General features: G+C 52.8%; 12 protein-coding genes. 6 read left to right on the top strand and 6 right to left on the bottom strand.

All coding sequences use genetic code 11. The annotated features are described in order from the left end of the window. The first annotated feature begins 1 nt into the window (after position 1). From murC to ftsZ, 4 genes are all read left to right on the top strand, one after another. Positions 2–1399, top strand: coding sequence for a UDP-N-acetylmuramate--L-alanine ligase (gene murC / locus AB1656_12330; protein MEW6236165.1), 1398 nt, complete (start codon positions 2–4; stop codon positions 1397–1399). Continuing rightward, positions 1396–2307, top strand: coding sequence for an FtsQ-type POTRA domain-containing protein (locus AB1656_12325; protein ID MEW6236164.1), 912 nt, complete (start codon positions 1396–1398; stop codon positions 2305–2307). Before murC ends, AB1656_12325 begins: the two co-directional genes overlap by 4 nt. Continuing rightward, positions 2304–3542 (top strand): cell division protein FtsA, encoded by a 1239-nt coding sequence (gene ftsA / locus AB1656_12320; protein MEW6236163.1) that lies wholly within the window; start codon positions 2304–2306, stop codon positions 3540–3542. The genes AB1656_12325 and ftsA overlap by 4 nt, the downstream gene beginning before the upstream one ends. A gap of 62 nt (positions 3543–3604) precedes the next feature. Continuing rightward, complete coding sequence (gene ftsZ, locus AB1656_12315; protein ID MEW6236162.1) at positions 3605–4924, top strand: cell division protein FtsZ; 1320 nt, start codon at positions 3605–3607, stop codon at positions 4922–4924. 328 nt (positions 4925–5252) lie between these two features. On the opposite strand, the gene AB1656_12310 is transcribed toward ftsZ, so the two are convergent. The 5 genes from AB1656_12310 to AB1656_12290 all read right to left on the bottom strand — a co-directional run bounded on the left by AB1656_12310 (position 5253) and on the right by AB1656_12290 (position 11333). After that, entirely contained in the window at positions 5253–6632 is a 1380-nt protein-coding gene (locus tag AB1656_12310; GenBank protein MEW6236161.1) for an aspartate aminotransferase family protein, read from the bottom strand. Positions 6633–7117: 485 nt separating this feature from the next. Beyond that, on the bottom strand, positions 7118–9166 hold the full coding sequence (locus tag AB1656_12305) for a hypothetical protein (GenBank protein MEW6236160.1): 2049 nt from the start codon (positions 9164–9166) through the stop codon (positions 7118–7120). Between the two features lie 529 nt (positions 9167–9695). Then, entirely contained in the window at positions 9696–9944 is a 249-nt protein-coding gene (gene csrA / locus AB1656_12300; protein ID MEW6236159.1) for a carbon storage regulator CsrA, read from the bottom strand. Positions 9945–9974: 30 nt separating this feature from the next. Then, positions 9975–10565: a flagellar assembly protein FliW gene (locus AB1656_12295; protein MEW6236158.1), complete on the bottom strand. Its 591-nt coding sequence runs from the start codon at positions 10563–10565 to the stop codon at positions 9975–9977. A gap of 12 nt (positions 10566–10577) precedes the next feature. Beyond that, a complete protein-coding gene (locus AB1656_12290; protein MEW6236157.1) occupies positions 10578–11333 on the bottom strand; it encodes an ABC transporter ATP-binding protein in 756 nt (251 codons plus the stop codon). A 659-nt stretch (positions 11334–11992) separates the two neighbouring features. Between AB1656_12290 and AB1656_12285 the strand changes: the two genes are divergently transcribed. Next, positions 11993–13096 carry a hypothetical protein gene (locus tag AB1656_12285; GenBank protein MEW6236156.1) on the top strand — a complete coding sequence of 368 codons (1104 nt, stop codon included), beginning with the start codon at positions 11993–11995 and terminating at the stop codon, positions 13094–13096. A 131-nt stretch (positions 13097–13227) separates the two neighbouring features. Further along, positions 13228–14325, top strand: a complete 1098-nt coding sequence (locus tag AB1656_12280; GenBank protein MEW6236155.1) for a hypothetical protein — start codon at positions 13228–13230, stop codon at positions 14323–14325. 352 nt (positions 14326–14677) lie between these two features. On the opposite strand, the gene AB1656_12275 is transcribed toward AB1656_12280, so the two are convergent. Then, on the bottom strand, positions 14678–15460 hold the full coding sequence (locus AB1656_12275; protein ID MEW6236154.1) for an HAD-IA family hydrolase: 783 nt from the start codon (positions 15458–15460) through the stop codon (positions 14678–14680). Between the last annotated feature and the right edge of the window lie 65 nt (positions 15461–15525).

Below are 15525 nucleotides of genomic sequence, written 5' to 3'. Positions count from 1 at the left end.
TATGAACGAAGCTAACGTTCTCCAACCATTCAATCATATCCACCTCCTTGGGATCGGCGGCGTGGGCGTAAGCGCCCTTGTTCCCGAACTGCTCCGGCGCGGCCATAAAATCACCGGTTCCGATCCCGCGTCCAACGAGTTAACCGCCCGCCTGGAAGCGCTGGGCGCCGTTATCCGCCATCGACACCAAGCAAAAAATGTGGAAGGCGCTTCTCTCCTGGTAGTTTCTTCGGCGGTTAAGGAATCGAATCCGGAAATCGCAGCGGCTCGCGAACGCGGGATTCCCATATGGCCGCGCGCGAAGATGCTGGGCGTTTTGCTGGAACGATGGCGTTCCATAGTCGTTACGGGCGCCCATGGCAAGACTACGACCACGTCGATGTTCGTCCACGCCCTGACGGAACTTGGACTCGATCCTACGGCTTTCATCGGCGGCTCCGTTCCCGCGTTTGGCGGCAATGTCCGTTTGGGCAATGGAGAATGGGCCGCAGCGGAAGGAGACGAGAGCGACGGTTCGTTTACGCATCTTCATCCCGATATCGCCATAGTGAACAACATCGACGCCGATCATTTGGATTTCTATAAAAATATGGAAGAAATCGTCGAAGGTTTCCACCTCTTTTTAAATGGCGTCAAGCCGGACGGCTGGATTCTTCGTTCCGCCGATTGCCCCTATTCGCGGGCGTTGAGAGCCGGGAAATATAAAACTGCGACCTACGGCTTTGCGGAAGATGCCGACGTGCGCGGCGTAGACTACGTTGCGGGCCGGGAAGGTTTGCAATGCGGGGCAATCGTCAAAGGCCGCCGCGCGGCGGAATTGAAATTGCGCCTGAACGGCCGCAGCGCCGCCCACAACGCCCTGGCTGTCATCGCAGCGGGGGAAGCGCTGGGAATTCCATACGGGGATTTGGCGCGCTCGCTGGAGACGTTCGAAGGCGTCCAACGCCGGTTGGAACGCAAAGGCGAAGCGAAGGGAATCGCCGTTTTAGACGACTACGCCCATCATCCCAACGAAATCCGCGCCGCCATCGAAGCCCTGCGCGAACGCTATAAGGGAAGGTTGATTGGCGTATTTCAACCGCATCTCTATTCCCGCACATTGAGTTTGCTGGAGGAATTCGGGCGGGCTTTTGCGGGACTCGATTTGCTGGTTTTAACCGATATCTATCCCGCACGGGAAGAGCCGCGTCCCGGCGTCAGCGGCGAGCTGCTGCTGGCTCCGGTCCGCCGCAGCGGCGTTCAAGCCGTTTACATTCCCCGTTTGGAAGAAATCCCCGCTTTTCTGGAGGATTCATGCGGGGCGGGCGACGCAGTAACGACCATGGGAGCGGGCGACGTTTGGAAAGCAGGCGAGCATTTTCTGAAAATTCTTAAGGCGAAGGAGGCAGCGCAGCCATGAAGAACTTCTTCGCCCGCCTTGCGGATTCGTTCGCTGGATTGATCCGCTATCTTTGCCGCGTGGTCCTCTTGGGCGCGACGCTGGCGGGATTGATTTTGATTGCGTTCGATCTCGCCTGTTATTTTTTCGATTCCTCCGATTTCACCGTGCAGCAGATAACGATCGAAGGCAACGAGCGGGTCGGCGAGGCGGAAATCATCGCCCAGGCGGGCATTGCTCCGGGCGCCAACATATGGCTGGTGGATATGGAAACGTTGGGGCGGCGCCTCGAGAATCATCCCGCCATCCGCCGCGTCAGCGTGCAGCGCGTTCCTCCCAAGCGGATTCATATCGTTATCGAAGAACGCTATCCCGTCGCTTTTCTCTTGAACGCCGAGACGGGATTGCTTCACGGCGTAGATGAAGATGGTTTTATTCTTCCGCCCTGCTTCGACCGTTCCTATAACCGGAAGACGTTGACGGAGCAGCAGGCGGATATCCGGCTGGTTCTCTCTTCGCCGCTCCTGAGCGGCCGCATTCCTAAGACGTTCGCCATTGGAGAGCAATTAAACGATCTGCAAATTCGCGGGGGGCTTCGATTTCTGAAGCAGCTTCATGGGGGCGCTCAGGAATTTTTCGCCGAAATCGCCGAAGCGGAATGGCGAGAGGACGAAAACTTCGTTCTTCATCCCCGCCGCCGCATTGGGGTAATGGTGCTGCGGGATTTGCTTTCCCCCGATTTGGATAAGAAAATATCTGCTTTTTGGAAAGCGTTGACCAAGGAAAACCTGCGGGCGATATACGTGGACGCCCGTTTTCCCGAAAAAGGGTTTGCCGTGCGATTCGACGAAAGCGAGGGGTTGCAGTGGAAGCGGCTGTACCAGCCGGACGGCCGCTATCTTACAGGAATAGAGCGGCGAAACGGATGACGATTTGGAACGACGGAAACCATATACTCGCCATTGACATCGGTTCGACCAAGGTATGCGCCATCGCGGCCCGGAGAAACGAACGCAAGGTGATCGAATTGTTGGGCCTGGGGCTGCAATCGTGCAATGGATTTTCCGCCACCGGCATCGTGGATTTGGAAGAGATCGTCGCTTCCATATCCAGCGCTTGCCGGAAGGCATTGAGCCATGTTCCCGGGGTGGAAATCCGTTGCGCCGCCGTCGGCGTTTCGGGAACTTTCATTCAAAGCCAGAACACGACCGGCTCCGTCGTCTTGTCGCGCCACGGACGCACCGTCAATCAACGCGACATCGAACAAAGCCTGCAGGCGGCTATCGAACGCTCCGTGCCCAAAGATTACGAAGTGATTCATCCCGTCCCGCGATGGTTTCGCCTGGATGAGACGCCCTACATCCGCGATCCATTGGGAATGGAGGGCAGCGTGCTCGAAGTGGACGTCCATCTTATTACCGGACGCCAGACGATATTGAAAAACTTGAAGCGCTGCGTGCAAAAAGCGGGTTTCCTGGTGGAATCGATCGCCTGCCAGCCCATCGCTTCCAGCCTATCCGTCTTGACGCAGGAGGAGAAGGATACCGGCGTGGCTTTGATCGACATCGGCGGATCGACGACTTCCGTTCTCGTTTTTTACGAAGGCGGAATCCTCCATAGCGAAATCATTAATGTGGGCGGCGAGGATATCACCCGCGATATCAACCATTATTTCCAGACGCCCGTGGACAATGCGGAGAACTTGAAGAAATATTCCGGCTCGGCGTGGTCGGAAGCCATCGATCCGGACGAACTGCTGGAAATCGTCCGCTTTAAAAACCGGCGCACCATCGTCGTCAAGCGGCGCAGGCTCTGCGAGGTCATCGAAGCGCGCGTGGAGCAGATTTTAGAAGAGGTCATCCGCTCCCTGCGGGCGAGGGATTTGTTGGGCGTTTTGTTTGGAGGCATCGTATTGACCGGCGGCGCTTCGCTGATGGACGGAATGCGCGAGAAGACGCAAAGCCTGGCGCAAAAAGAGGCGCATATCGGCTATCCCAACGGCGTAGTTGGCTACGAAGAGATCGTCTCCAGCCCCGGCTATTCCGCCGCCGTCGGCCTTTTGCATTACGCCTTCGATCGGCGGGACGCGCGCATCGCCGTTTACGGCACGGGGATGAAGCGCGTCATGCGGAGATTGTTTCAGTGGATTCAGGAAACGTTTTAGGGCCGAGCCAAAATTCGGTCCGATAAGATGGATATAAAAGAAAGAGACCGGAGGACAGGAAAATGGGCATCGAACTCGCATCGGATCAAGATTACGGCCGCGATCGCGGCCGCGCCAATATGGAGCAAAGGAGAAGAGAGATGATCGAACTGGCCGAAGACGTGCGCCCGGAGCAGGGCAATGGCCCCCGGATTACGGTCGTGGGAGTCGGAGGCGGAGGCAGCAATGCCGTCGATACGATGGGCGACGGCTCGTTGGACGGCGTGGAATTCATCGTCGTGAATACCGACGTCCAAGCCTTGCAGCGCGCCCGCACTCCCCGCAAGATTCACATCGGAAAAAGCGTCACCAAGGGACTTGGCACCGGCGCCAATCCCTTGCTGGGCGAACAGGCGGCCAATGAAGACCGCGACTTGATCCGCCAGGAACTCGGGGGCGCGGACCTCGTCTTCATCACCGCCGGTCTAGGCGGCGGCACCGGCACGGGCGCTTCTTCCGTCATCGCCGACATCATCAAGGAAATCGGCGCGCTCTCCGTGGCGATCACCACCAAGCCTTTCGATTTCGAAGGCTCCGTCCGCCGGGGACACGCCGAAAAAGGGCAGCAGATTCTGCGCAAGAAAGTCGACACGCTTATCACCGTGCCCAACCAGCGGCTCATCAACGTCGTCGACGAAAACACCACCCTTATCGACGCCTTCAAGGTCTCGGACAACGTCCTTAAGCAATGCGTCCAGTCCATCGCCGATTTGATTACGCGCCCCGGCCTGATCAACCTCGATTTCGCCGATATCAAGGCCATTATGGACAACTCCGGCGGCACCGTGATGGGCGTGGGCTACGGCCAGGGACCGAACCGCGCCGAAGAGGCCTTCAAGCAAGCCTCCAGCAGCCCCCTCATGGAGGAGCAGGTGATCGAAGGCGCCAAAGGCATTCTAATCAATATCACGTCGGGGACGGATGTCAAATTGCTCGAACTCGATAAGGCCATCACGCGCCACGTCCGCGACAAAGCCGACGGCGACGCCAACGTCATCTTCGGCGTCGTCATCGATCCCGAAATGAAGGACGAGATGAAGGTTACGATCCTGGCCACCGGCTCCGCTCACACCCGCCGCAACGAATTCGACAAGCGGCGGGAAGAGGAGCGGCCCAGCGTGCAGGACCGTCAGAAGACGCTTAAAACCCCCTTGCCTTACGTCGCTAAGAAAGGATTGAGCGAGACCTTCGACGGCGAAGAGGAAGAAGTTCGGGAACTGGCTTTCGCCGGGGAACGGACCGAAACGGCGGCGATGGCGTCGCGCTCTCAGTCGGATAATGGCAATAAGGGACTGCCGCCGCTGGGGAAATCCATCTTCAGCAACCTGAAGAAAGAACGCTGAGCCGCCGTCGGCGAGCGCCGCGTTGGGCTGCGTTGAGGTTATGAAGGAAACGGATCTCTTCCGCGCATCTTCCATCCGCCAAAACGGAGGGAGAGGGAGAAACCTTTGGTTAAGCGAATTTATAGAAACGGATTTGATTGGAAGTTAACTGCCCGAACCTGAGCCTCCGCCAGCCAAAACTCCGTTGGCTGGTTCATAACAAGGATTGACTCCCTTGTCTCTGGGTGGGCGTCTCGCGGCGCTCGCCCCTTTTTTTGCTTTTTTTTCCACAGGAGGTTAATGTAACAAAATTCCTCACCCGTATCCTTTCCCAGAGGGCGAGGGAATTCTATGCGTTAATCTTTATTGGAATTGGGGTCATGGCTTCAATTTCCGTTCTGACGCATTCTTCCAAAACGTCCAGGCCTTCCAGCAGCGCCTCTTCCGAGATGCACAGGGGCGGATTGACTTTGATGGTTCCGCCGCCGACGCCCACAGGAGCGAACAGCAAGAGTCCTTTTTCCACGCAGCGCCAGACGACGCGTTTGGCCAATTCCTTGTCCGGTTCCGTTCCGCCGGGGATGACGAATTGCAGCGCCGCGACCAGCCCCTTGCCGTCCACGGCTCCGATATGGTCTTGGGACGCCGCCATGATTTCGCGCGAGCGTTGCAAAAGCGGTTTCTCCAGTTGCGCCGCGTTTTCCAGCAATCCTTCCCGTTCGATAATGCCGATGCTGGCCAGGGCCGCCGCGCAACAGAGAGGATTGCCGGAATGGGTGCTGGTCATCTCGCCGGGGCCGTACATGTCCATGATATCCGCCCGTCCGATCACGGCCGACAGCGGCAGCCCGCTGCTGACGCCTTTGCCGCAGCAGACCAAGTCGGCGCTTACGCCGTAATGCTCGAAGCCGAACCAGCGTCCGCAGCGTCCGAATCCCGCCTGCACTTCGTCGAAGATCAACAGCGCCTCATGTTCGTCGCACCAGGCGCGCAATTTATGGGCGTACTCCACCGGCATGAACGCGGCGCTGGCGCCGGGATAAGTTTCCACCAGAACCGCCGCCGTTGCCGCGCCGGTTACGCCTTTCTCCTGCAGCGAACGCAAAAACAGATCGAACGAAACGTCTTTCGTGCGGAATCCGTCGGGGTAGGGAACTTGCGCCATATTGGGATCCAGGTTGACGATCCATTCCTTTTGCGCTTGGAATCCCCCCGCCATTTGCGAACCGAGCGTGCGTCCGTGGAAATCGTTCACGAATCCGACGACAGTGATTTTCGAATCGCCAAAACAGCGTTTGCCGTAGGTCCTCGCTAATTTGACGGCGCATTCCACCGCTTCCGAACCTGTCGTCAGGAGAAATACTTTTTCCAAAGGCGGCGGCGCCAGCGACGATAGTTTTTTCGCCAGTTCGAAGCGGGGCTTATTCAAAAAACAATAACTATGCAGCAGGCCGTGGTCGATTTGTTCATGCAAGGCTTCCCTCATCTCTTTGCGCCCATGTCCGGCGTTGGTTACGAGAACGCCGCTGGAAAAATCGATCCATTGGTTGCCGTAAGCGTCCCAGACTTGAAAGCCCTCCGCGCGGTCCCAGACGACCGGCGGCTGCCCGCCCATTGAGCGCGGTTCGTATTTCGCCAATTCGGAAAAAAATGCCTCGCTTTCAGGGACGGGAATCGGCGATGCGATGCGGCGGTATTGGGTCTGGATGGGGGAAAAATTTAATGGCATAGTTGCGATGCTCCTATTAATAAGCCTATCCTTTACTAACTCATGTTACGCGCGAAGAAAAACTTTAAGGCAATATTAGGATCGTCGATTGAATCACGAAAACTCGAAAGAATAATGAATAACACGAAAAAAATCAAAAATCAAATAAGCATTTGGATCACGCCATAAAAAGGATTCTTCCGTGAAATCCCAAAAAATCCGTGATATTCGTGATTCGAAAACGCAACAAAAAATAAAACCTATGCGCTGCATTGGAACTGTGTCTCCAAACTGCGGGCGAGACGCCCGCGCTCCCAGGATGCGTAACATGAGTTACTAAGCATGCAGCCGAAAGAGATAGATTGCTTAGCCAAGATATACTTTCCGCGCGCAAAGGAGAAGCGGCATATGCGCAGGCGATTGGCGCAGGGCGTAAAAAAAGGCGGGAGCGATAAACGTTCCCGCCTTGTTATGAACAACCAACGCGGTTTGGGCGCCATCTTGATTTAGAACAATTCCCAATCTCCGACGGGAGCCGCCGGATCGTATTGAACGACTTCCACGTTATCGAGAGCGACCCATTCGTCGCCGCCATCCTGCGCCGAGCTGTAAAAGACGAAGCGCACTCTCTTTCCGGCGGCGGCGTCCACTTTAATCGCTGGAGAGAGGCAATAAACAACGGAGTTGGTGCGTCCCTTCATAACGCTGTCCGCGTAATCGGCGCTGACATTGCTGAATTCGTAAATCGTAGAAGTGGCGCCGGCGGCATCCTTTAAGTCTACGGCGAAAGCGACATTATCGTTGCCGGTGCGGACGGAAACGTCGAACAACAAATAAAGCGGTTGCGTGCTGGCGCTGTTGTTGATTTCGGGAGTCGTGAGGTCATTAAAAGATCCGCTTTCCGAAACCATGACGTTGCCGCGGAATCGGCCATGATGGCCGCGGCCGTCCGGTTCGGTCGAATTGGCCGCCGAAAGTCCCGGCTCCACGGCTTTATTAGCGATCTTATAAGCCTGTTCCGGATTGTTGTAGAAAAGCTGATAAACGCCAAGAGAAGCCACATCCCAACCTTGGAAGCCAAAGAGGCCGTTCCAACCTGCGGGAATCGTATCCGCTGGATCTTTCACGTCGGGATCCTGGATGCCGTCGAAATTCTCAGCGAACAACGATTTGCCGGGAATGGCGCGCACCGTAAAAGTCTGTTCGTCAGACCAAGGCGAAGACAAGAGATTAACGTCCCAGTAACGAACCCGCCAATAATACTTGATGCCGGGACGCAGCATATTCGCCGGGATCAACTGTTCCGTCTTCTCGCCGAATCCGTCGCCAGTGGGTACGGAAAGTTGAGCGGCTGGATTGGGCCGATCGCGCAGCAATGCGCCGCTCCAAACGCCGCCTTCGCGCCAAACGTAGGCGCCGTTGGAATAATGATTGGGTTGAATGCCGGTATCGACGACGGGATACAGTTCGCTGAACGAGTGATCCGTGTAGTCGACGAGCTGGCCGTAAGTTCCCGCATTGTCCCGAATCTGCCATTGAGTAAAGGCGTGAGCGGCGGCGCCGGTATAGGCGCTGGCTTTTAAAACAACATCCTCGCCGGAAGCGATCGGTCCCACGGGCGAAACCGCTTGGGGTTTGGCGGGACCGTCGGCGGGTTCTGCGTCGTAGCCGGTTACTTTAAAATCGTCCATGCACAAATACCAGGAAAAATTGCCCTGTTGGTACCATAAGCAGCGGAGAGTTTTCGCTCCATCGGTCTTCACGACAAAGGACGGTTCTCCAAGATAGTTGTAATCGTCGCCATGATAGTGCATGCTGAAGCGCTGCAAGGTTTGCCAGGGACCGTTATCCAGTTGAACGTAGGCGGCGCATTCGCTGTCCTGGTTTTGTTCGACCTGATATTTGTAGGAAACCCGGGCGTATTTCGATCCCTTCAAATCGACGGCGGGAGTGATAATTGCCGCATTGTAATTGACTCCGCCGTATTCGTCGCTGTCGGAGACCAATACTTTTGCGTTCTCGTCAATCTTGCCGGTTACAGGATCGGAGCCGAAATTGGGGTAGGGATATTCGTTGACCCAGGGAGCGGTGCTCCCTCCAGCCCGCGTGCGGGAGACAGGGGCGTTGGCTTCGGGTGCGGTCCATACGAACTTATCGGTTCCTGGCATGATGGCCGAAACCGGGGCTTCGGGAATCGGCTCCCCCTCCGCATCCAGGGCGTACTTGCACCAATAATCGCGGAGGCCGTCAGTTCCCCGGTCGGAATCGTAAATCGAAAAGCGTTTAACCTCGGTGACTTGCCAGTCGACTTCCGGATTGCCGGTTTGCGCCCAGGCCGTACTTTCGGGAATTCCCCATTGATGGACGCTGTCGCCTGTCGGCTGCGGCTGCAACGTATGGAACCAGCCTGGCGTATACTCCCATCCCGCCGGACGGCCTTCGCGCGCGATGGCGTCGAATGTTTCTTCGAACAACACCGTCTGGGCCGGAGCGCTGGCCGCGCAGAGAAGCAAGGCCAGGATAATAAGACCTTTTCTTTTGAGACAATTCAACATAGTTATTTTCTCCTTTGTTTCATTGAAAATTTGTATAGTGCGCAGTAGGTTTACGATTCTTATTTGGATTGCGAAAACAAGTGCGCAATCCAATTTTTCTCCCCATTGGAGAGAACAAGAGCGTAGAGATTTTCGGAAAAATTCTCCACGCCGATCCCAAACCGCTTGAATAGAGTATCAATCGACGAAAGGCGCGCGATGAATTAATGAGGAAAGGAGCGATTCCCTTTCGCCAGCGGCTTTCCCAATTCTTGGGAAAGAAGCTCGTCAGAGAAAGATGGTTGATTCCATCCGTTAACGCCTCCTTTTCAATGAGGATTAATCTGGTTGCGCAAGGATGATTCAAGGCCAATTTTCGAAGAACGACCTGAATCATACCAAAATAAGAATAAAAAAATAATGTTCTTTTTTTATTTGCTTCGTATTTATTTTCGATGAGCTGCCGCAAGCGGGAAAAAAGAGGAAACTACAAGAAGAATTTATATGTTCGCGAGAAGCGAGAGGAAATTTCCGTGCGAAGCGCTGGATATCAAGAGGCGGGTTGCGATTGTTTTTTTTGCAGAACTTTGACCAAACCGCTCAGATTTTGAACCTCGGCTTTGGCGGCGGCGAGGTTTTCTTTCTGAATGGCTTCGTAGACTTCTTTGCGATGAATAGAGACGCTTTTGGGAGCCGTGACGCCGATCTTCACTTGTTCTCCCTTGATATCCACTACCGTGATGACGACGTCATCGCCGATAATGATGCTTTCGTCTCTCTTGCGGCTTAGAACCAGCATATGGGCCTCCAATGCCCGAATCGGATAGCTTTAATCCCCTGCAATTCCGGCTTCCTTTGGCGAATGTTCATCGCTCGTCGAACGATCGTTCTTCTCGTTTCCATGGTTTCTATTTATTTTTTCGCCGGACTTTTTTTCCGGGGGAGATGCCAGATAAGGTGGAATATCCTTCAATAAGGAATGTTTGGTGTTGTAGCGGTCGTCGATCAACACCAATTGTTTGGCCAATTTCGCTTCCACGTTGAAAACCAAGGGGCCGCGCAGATTGGCGGTCAACTCCATAGGATTAGGGGGAATGGTGACGATCGTTAAAATTTTCGCTTTGGCAATGTCTTCCACTTGAACAGAGGACAATTCCTGTGGTTTGACTTGGACTTCGTATCCGGGGAAAAAGAGGAAAGGATCGACGATCACGAACGCCAGGTCGGGTTCATCCACCGATTGCAGCCATAAAAACGGCGCTTGTTCCGGATCTTCCAAAACGATATAGCGGCGGAAAAGATTGAATCCGAGCAATCCCTCCGGCAGAGTGACGATATCCGAAGGACGGACTTCAATCTCTCCGAACCGGGTGGTGAGCAATTTATAAGCGGCGTCTTGGCCGGTTTGCATGGCGTTCATTGGTTTAGCGGATCAACTCTCGTCTTGTTGTTCCGTTAGTTTAAGGAATAGCGACTCCAGGCGCAAGTCGGAAGAGCCTTCTTTCGCTTGTTGGCGCAATTCTTCCATCGTTCCCAACGCGATCAACTGACCCCGTTGAATGATGCCGATCCGGTCGCAAAGTTCTTCCGCGATATCGAGCGTGTGGGTGGAAAGAAAAATCGTCATTCCTTCGCGGCTTTTTTGTTTCAACAAATCCTTTACTAGGCGGCTGCTGCGAGGGTCCAAACCCACCATCGGCTCGTCGACCACCAATACTTTAGGATCGTGAACCAAGGCGCCGGTCATCACCACCTTCTGCCTCATGCCATGCGAATAGGATTCGATCAAATCGTGAGCGGCGTCCAGCAGTCCAAAGATGCGGAAATAATCCTGAATGTGGGCATCGATTTTTTTCTCCGGAACGCCGTACAATCCTCCCACGAAATGAATGTACTCATATCCCGTCAACTTATCGTAAAGATAAGGGCTGTCGGGAATATAGCCCGTAATCGCCTTGGCTTTTTCCTGGTCGGCGGCGATGTCGTATTCCTCCCCGTCTCCGCCGCCCAAGGCGATGCGGCCGGAGGTGGCCCGCAAAAGCCCTACCATGATTTTGATGGTTGTTGTTTTTCCGGCGCCGTTAGGCCCTAGAAAACCAAAAAATTCGCCGCGGCGGATATCGAGGGAAAGATCGTTTACCGCATGAACTTTTCCATAGTATTTTACAAGGTTATTGATTCGTATCATTTTCTGCGTTTAAATGATGTTAGGCCTACAATCCAATGCCCTGACCAGACGATTCAAGTTTTCATATATTAAAGGATTATACAACAGTTATATAAAGTTCTTCCGTCTGGACGCAGGATAGCGCGTATTTATTTACAGTATTTCTCTATTTCCTTTTCATCTCAAGGAGAATAAGAATCCTAAAAGCAGCGATAAGCGGCGAGTCTCTTTAGCGAGGAAATGGAATTGCGCAACTTGAGTTATTCATCGGAAAGCCATTACATCCCTCAAAATTTGCAGATATGGCGAAAAAAAATTAAATTAAAGAAAGAATTGAATCGATTATAATATGGAAGCCTTTAAAAATATAATTCATTATGCAACTATCAATATAATATATTTTTAATCGCGCGTAAGGCTAATTATCCTTTCGATTACGGAGAGGGGGAAAACAAGTTTGCGAGAGAGGGTTAGGGCATCTGGTTTATTAATAATTGGGCGACGCGAGCGAAGAAAAATAACTACTTCCGATCCAAGTAGTTGTCATCTCGCCGCCGCCGTTTCGTGGATTTGATGGATCTATAGAAAATATAATTGGTTATTTATTGATTAATTCATGGATTCGCCCCTATAATGATAATAAGTCTAAATTCTTACGGAAGACAAAGGGAATCCAACCGATGAGTTCTCGAACAACAGGCGCCGTAGCCATGGATTTTAACGCTCTCTTTGACGAAAACGGGAAAATATCTATGGAGCGGGTGGAGGCATTTTTAAATAAAGCGACGCAAATCGCCTCCGAACAGGCCAGAGTATACCCCAACCATTTAGTGAAAGTCGTTCACGGGGGCAAAGTGACGTGGATGACTCAAAAACAAGCTTCCGAATTCCTTGAAACGTCGCATACTCCCGAATTGCAGCGGGACGTTCAGAGAGCGTTGAAAGGGGAGTTGAAGATCATCCGCCAGGAATTGGAAATCTTGCTGGCTATCGCCAACTATACTCTTCAACAATTTAAACAAAAAGAACTGGTCCCCAAAAACGAAATCGAACGGCTTGAACCCAGTTTATTTCGCCGTCAGAAGGAGATCAGCGAAGGCGTCGCCCAATCCACCGAGTGCGAAGCCATTATGGCGGAAAAACGGCGCAAAAGTCCCCTGCTTGATTATTACGAGCAAATGATGGGCGAGTTTATGAATGCGAAAGACAACGGCAATATAACCCGCGCCGCCGAATTGGCGAAGCTTCTGGCATCTAACAAGCGGCAATACCTCCGCATTGCGCGCGCCATCGAACCGGACGTGCAGACGATGTATTACCATCGTTTGAATTTGCAAAAAACGAAAAAACGCATCATCAGTTCCCAAAATGAAATCTGTTCCACCCGCAAAGACGCCTTACAGCTCGAACTGGAACAGTTGCGGGAAAATATCCACTCCGTGCGGCAATCTCTGGAGTCAGCGGAAGAAGAAGGACTCGATGCGGCGGCGGCGCAAATCGACAAGCTTCGCTTTTATGACGCCGATAAAGCAGAAGAGGAGATCATGGAAAAATCCGGCGAGTTGGAAGCCCTCACAAAAGAGACCTCAATCCTCGAACGGCAGGAAAACGAGGTGGACGTAGTCATTCAACATATATCCGAAAATATCCTAAAGGAGTCGGAGATCAAGGTCAATCTCGAAGAGATTCAAAAAACGCCGCGCAAATCGGCGGCCCAAATGCAGCCATCCCACCAAGCCGAAATGGTTAAGAGTCGCGGTTCCGGAATGCACTTCAAGCATTGAGGGATTTTTGCAGGGGCTTGATGTTGAAATCGTTCGCTTCATCGTTAATGGGGGAATAAAATATTGCCATTCACGTCCAAGGACAACAAGAATCGCCGCTCGCGCTTCCGGCGCCGATGTAAGGTTTACGCATGACGAACAACGACGCTATTTCCATCACATTCGAGGATATTCTCGGTTCCTCCACCGACAATTTTTCGATGGAAAAACTTTCGTCCTTTTTGGAAAGCGTTGTGGAAAATACGTTTCGCCAGCGGGATTGCAACGCCGCCGAACTGATCCGCGTGGTTCAAAACGGAAGGATTTATTGGATGACCGCCGCCCAAGCGGACGCTCTTCTTCGGGAAAAGGAAGAGACGGCGGACTCCTTGAAAAACAGCGTCCAACAAAGCCTGCGGGGGGATTTTCGCGTCATCGCCCAGGAATTGAAAATCTTATTTCTCCTTGCGCAACATACCCTGAATATGTATCTGAAGCAGCATCTCATTCCTGCCGGAGAAGTCCAGTGGGCGACGCCCCATGTAACCCGCCTGGGAAGGCAAATCGTTTTTTATATGGATAAACTCTGGCAGGTGGAAGAGAAAATGAAAAAGACGCGGATGGAGAATCCCGTTCTGCGCGAATTCGAAACCAAGATGAGCGAATTTCTCGAATGCCAGAAAACGGGAGACAGAGAAAACGCCATGCTCCTGGCTAAAGACCTGGCGGTCAAAAAAGCCCAATATGTTCGAATCAGCCGGGGATTGGCCAGCGACGTTACTGAATCCAGCCATCTGCGCATCGATCTTCAACGCCAAAAAAAATCCATCCTCAGTTTCCAGAAATACCTTCTCGCTCAGCGCCAGGGCGTGTTGCAATCCCAAGTTCAGGATATGCGCAAGACCGTCGAAAATCTCAAAACGTTGCTTGCCCGAAGCGAGGAAGAGAGCAAGAAAGAACGTTGCCGGAAAAATCTCGAGGAACGAAACGCCGTATTGCAGCGACAGGAAAAAGAACTATCCGCCCTGGATAAAGAAAGCGCAGTTTTGGATAAGAAAGAAAAAGAGACCGATCAGTTGATCTCTACTATGGAAGCGCATCTCCAGGTCAGCGATGCGGCCGCCAAATCCAAAACGGAGAGTCCACCCGCAGAAGAAAAAGCCCCCCACATGCCCGATAGCCTCGATAACGAGGAATCAACCTCCAAAACCCACCGTATGATTACGATCGAACGGCGGCACAGGAGATAATGCCGCGCAGACGCCTTATGCAAATATCGTTCAGGGTAAAAGAAACCTTGCTCCTTGCCGCCTGATCCTAATAAGGGTATGCTGAAAACCTTTATTGCCACAAGGAAAACCCAGCCTTAAAAGGCTATTATCAAATGCCCCCTTTTAAAGGGGCAAATTTCATTAAACCGCCGTTTTAACGGCGGGAGCAAGGCGATGGGTGAAGGAGTTTTTAAATTCGGAATTGCTTGTGTGCAATGGTTTTGTAAGATACACGCAGATTCTCTTGTGCATTTCTTGAGAAATGCATATCATAATATGCATGTTTGTCAAGACTTATGCTAATATCAGCAACCCCTAATAGGAATTGGCATTATTCCGATCCATCGCCGCCGTGACGCATAAAATCTTCTTCCAAGGCCATGGTCAGCGCCGCCGTGCTGAGGCTGGGCACTACGAAATCGGCTCCCTCCACATCTTCCGTATTGCCGTAATAATCCACAAGGACCGTTTTCATGCCTAATTTCTTAGCGGGTTGAATATCTATGTCCAATTGATCGCCGATAAACCAGGATTGATCGCCCGTCGTTCCCGCCCGTTCGAGCGCCAATTGAAAAATGCGCGGATCCGGCTTCGCCACTCCTTCCCGGCAGGAAACGACGATTACGTCGAATAAATCCGTCAATCCCATGCGTTCCAGCAAGGGATCGAACGTGCGATCCCAATTCGTTACGATTCCCAAATGGAATCCGGCCTCCATCAACATGATTAAGGCGGGAATGGCGTCGTCGAACAGCCGCAGCCTCCAGCCTTCTTCCCATTCATGCCACAAATCGTCAACGTAAATCGCCATTTCCTCTCCCGGAAAACCGAGGTCCTCCAGCACGCCCTGATAGAGATTCCGGAAGTATTTCTCGAATTTCTTTTGCGACGTCAGATCGGCGCGCGAATGGGAGGTCAGGTAGCGGCGCGCCGCCGCTTCGATGTCTTCGATATCGATATCGATTTCCGCATGGTGGAAACAATCCCATATCGCTTCGTAAAGAGTCGGAAAGGCGTAGATGAAGGTGTCCCCGGCGTCCATGAACACCCAAGGACGCTCCAACGAAGATTCCTCATCTTTGTGATGGGATAATTGGATTACTTTGCTTTTCATAAATTTCCTCCATGCGTTGGGATTGAGGATTGAGCACTGGTAACGCGGTATAAGTCTACAGCGTC

It is taken from the genome of Candidatus Omnitrophota bacterium, from assembly GCA_040755155.1.
GTDB lineage: Bacteria > Hinthialibacterota > Hinthialibacteria > Hinthialibacterales > Hinthialibacteraceae > JBFMBP01.
The sequence above is the reverse complement of the archived record's forward strand: the minus strand, read 5'-3'. Positions and strand labels throughout refer to the sequence as shown.

Coding starts and splice junctions, on each gene's coding strand:
- murC (MEW6236165.1), top strand. CDS start 2: ATGAACGAAGCTAACGTTCTCCAACCATTCAATCATATCCACCTCCTT.
- AB1656_12325 (MEW6236164.1), top strand. CDS start 1,396: ATGAAGAACTTCTTCGCCCGCCTTGCGGATTCGTTCGCTGGATTGATC.
- ftsA (MEW6236163.1), top strand. CDS start 2,304: ATGACGATTTGGAACGACGGAAACCATATACTCGCCATTGACATCGGT.
- ftsZ (MEW6236162.1), top strand. CDS start 3,605: ATGGGCATCGAACTCGCATCGGATCAAGATTACGGCCGCGATCGCGGC.
- AB1656_12310 (MEW6236161.1), bottom strand. CDS start 6,632: ATGCCATTAAATTTTTCCCCCATCCAGACCCAATACCGCCGCATCGCA.
- AB1656_12305 (MEW6236160.1), bottom strand. CDS start 9,166: ATGTTGAATTGTCTCAAAAGAAAAGGTCTTATTATCCTGGCCTTGCTT.
- csrA (MEW6236159.1), bottom strand. CDS start 9,944: ATGCTGGTTCTAAGCCGCAAGAGAGACGAAAGCATCATTATCGGCGAT.
- AB1656_12295 (MEW6236158.1), bottom strand. CDS start 10,565: ATGAACGCCATGCAAACCGGCCAAGACGCCGCTTATAAATTGCTCACC.
- AB1656_12290 (MEW6236157.1), bottom strand. CDS start 11,333: ATGATACGAATCAATAACCTTGTAAAATACTATGGAAAAGTTCATGCG.
- AB1656_12285 (MEW6236156.1), top strand. CDS start 11,993: ATGAGTTCTCGAACAACAGGCGCCGTAGCCATGGATTTTAACGCTCTC.
- AB1656_12280 (MEW6236155.1), top strand. CDS start 13,228: ATGACGAACAACGACGCTATTTCCATCACATTCGAGGATATTCTCGGT.
- AB1656_12275 (MEW6236154.1), bottom strand. CDS start 15,460: ATGAAAAGCAAAGTAATCCAATTATCCCATCACAAAGATGAGGAATCT.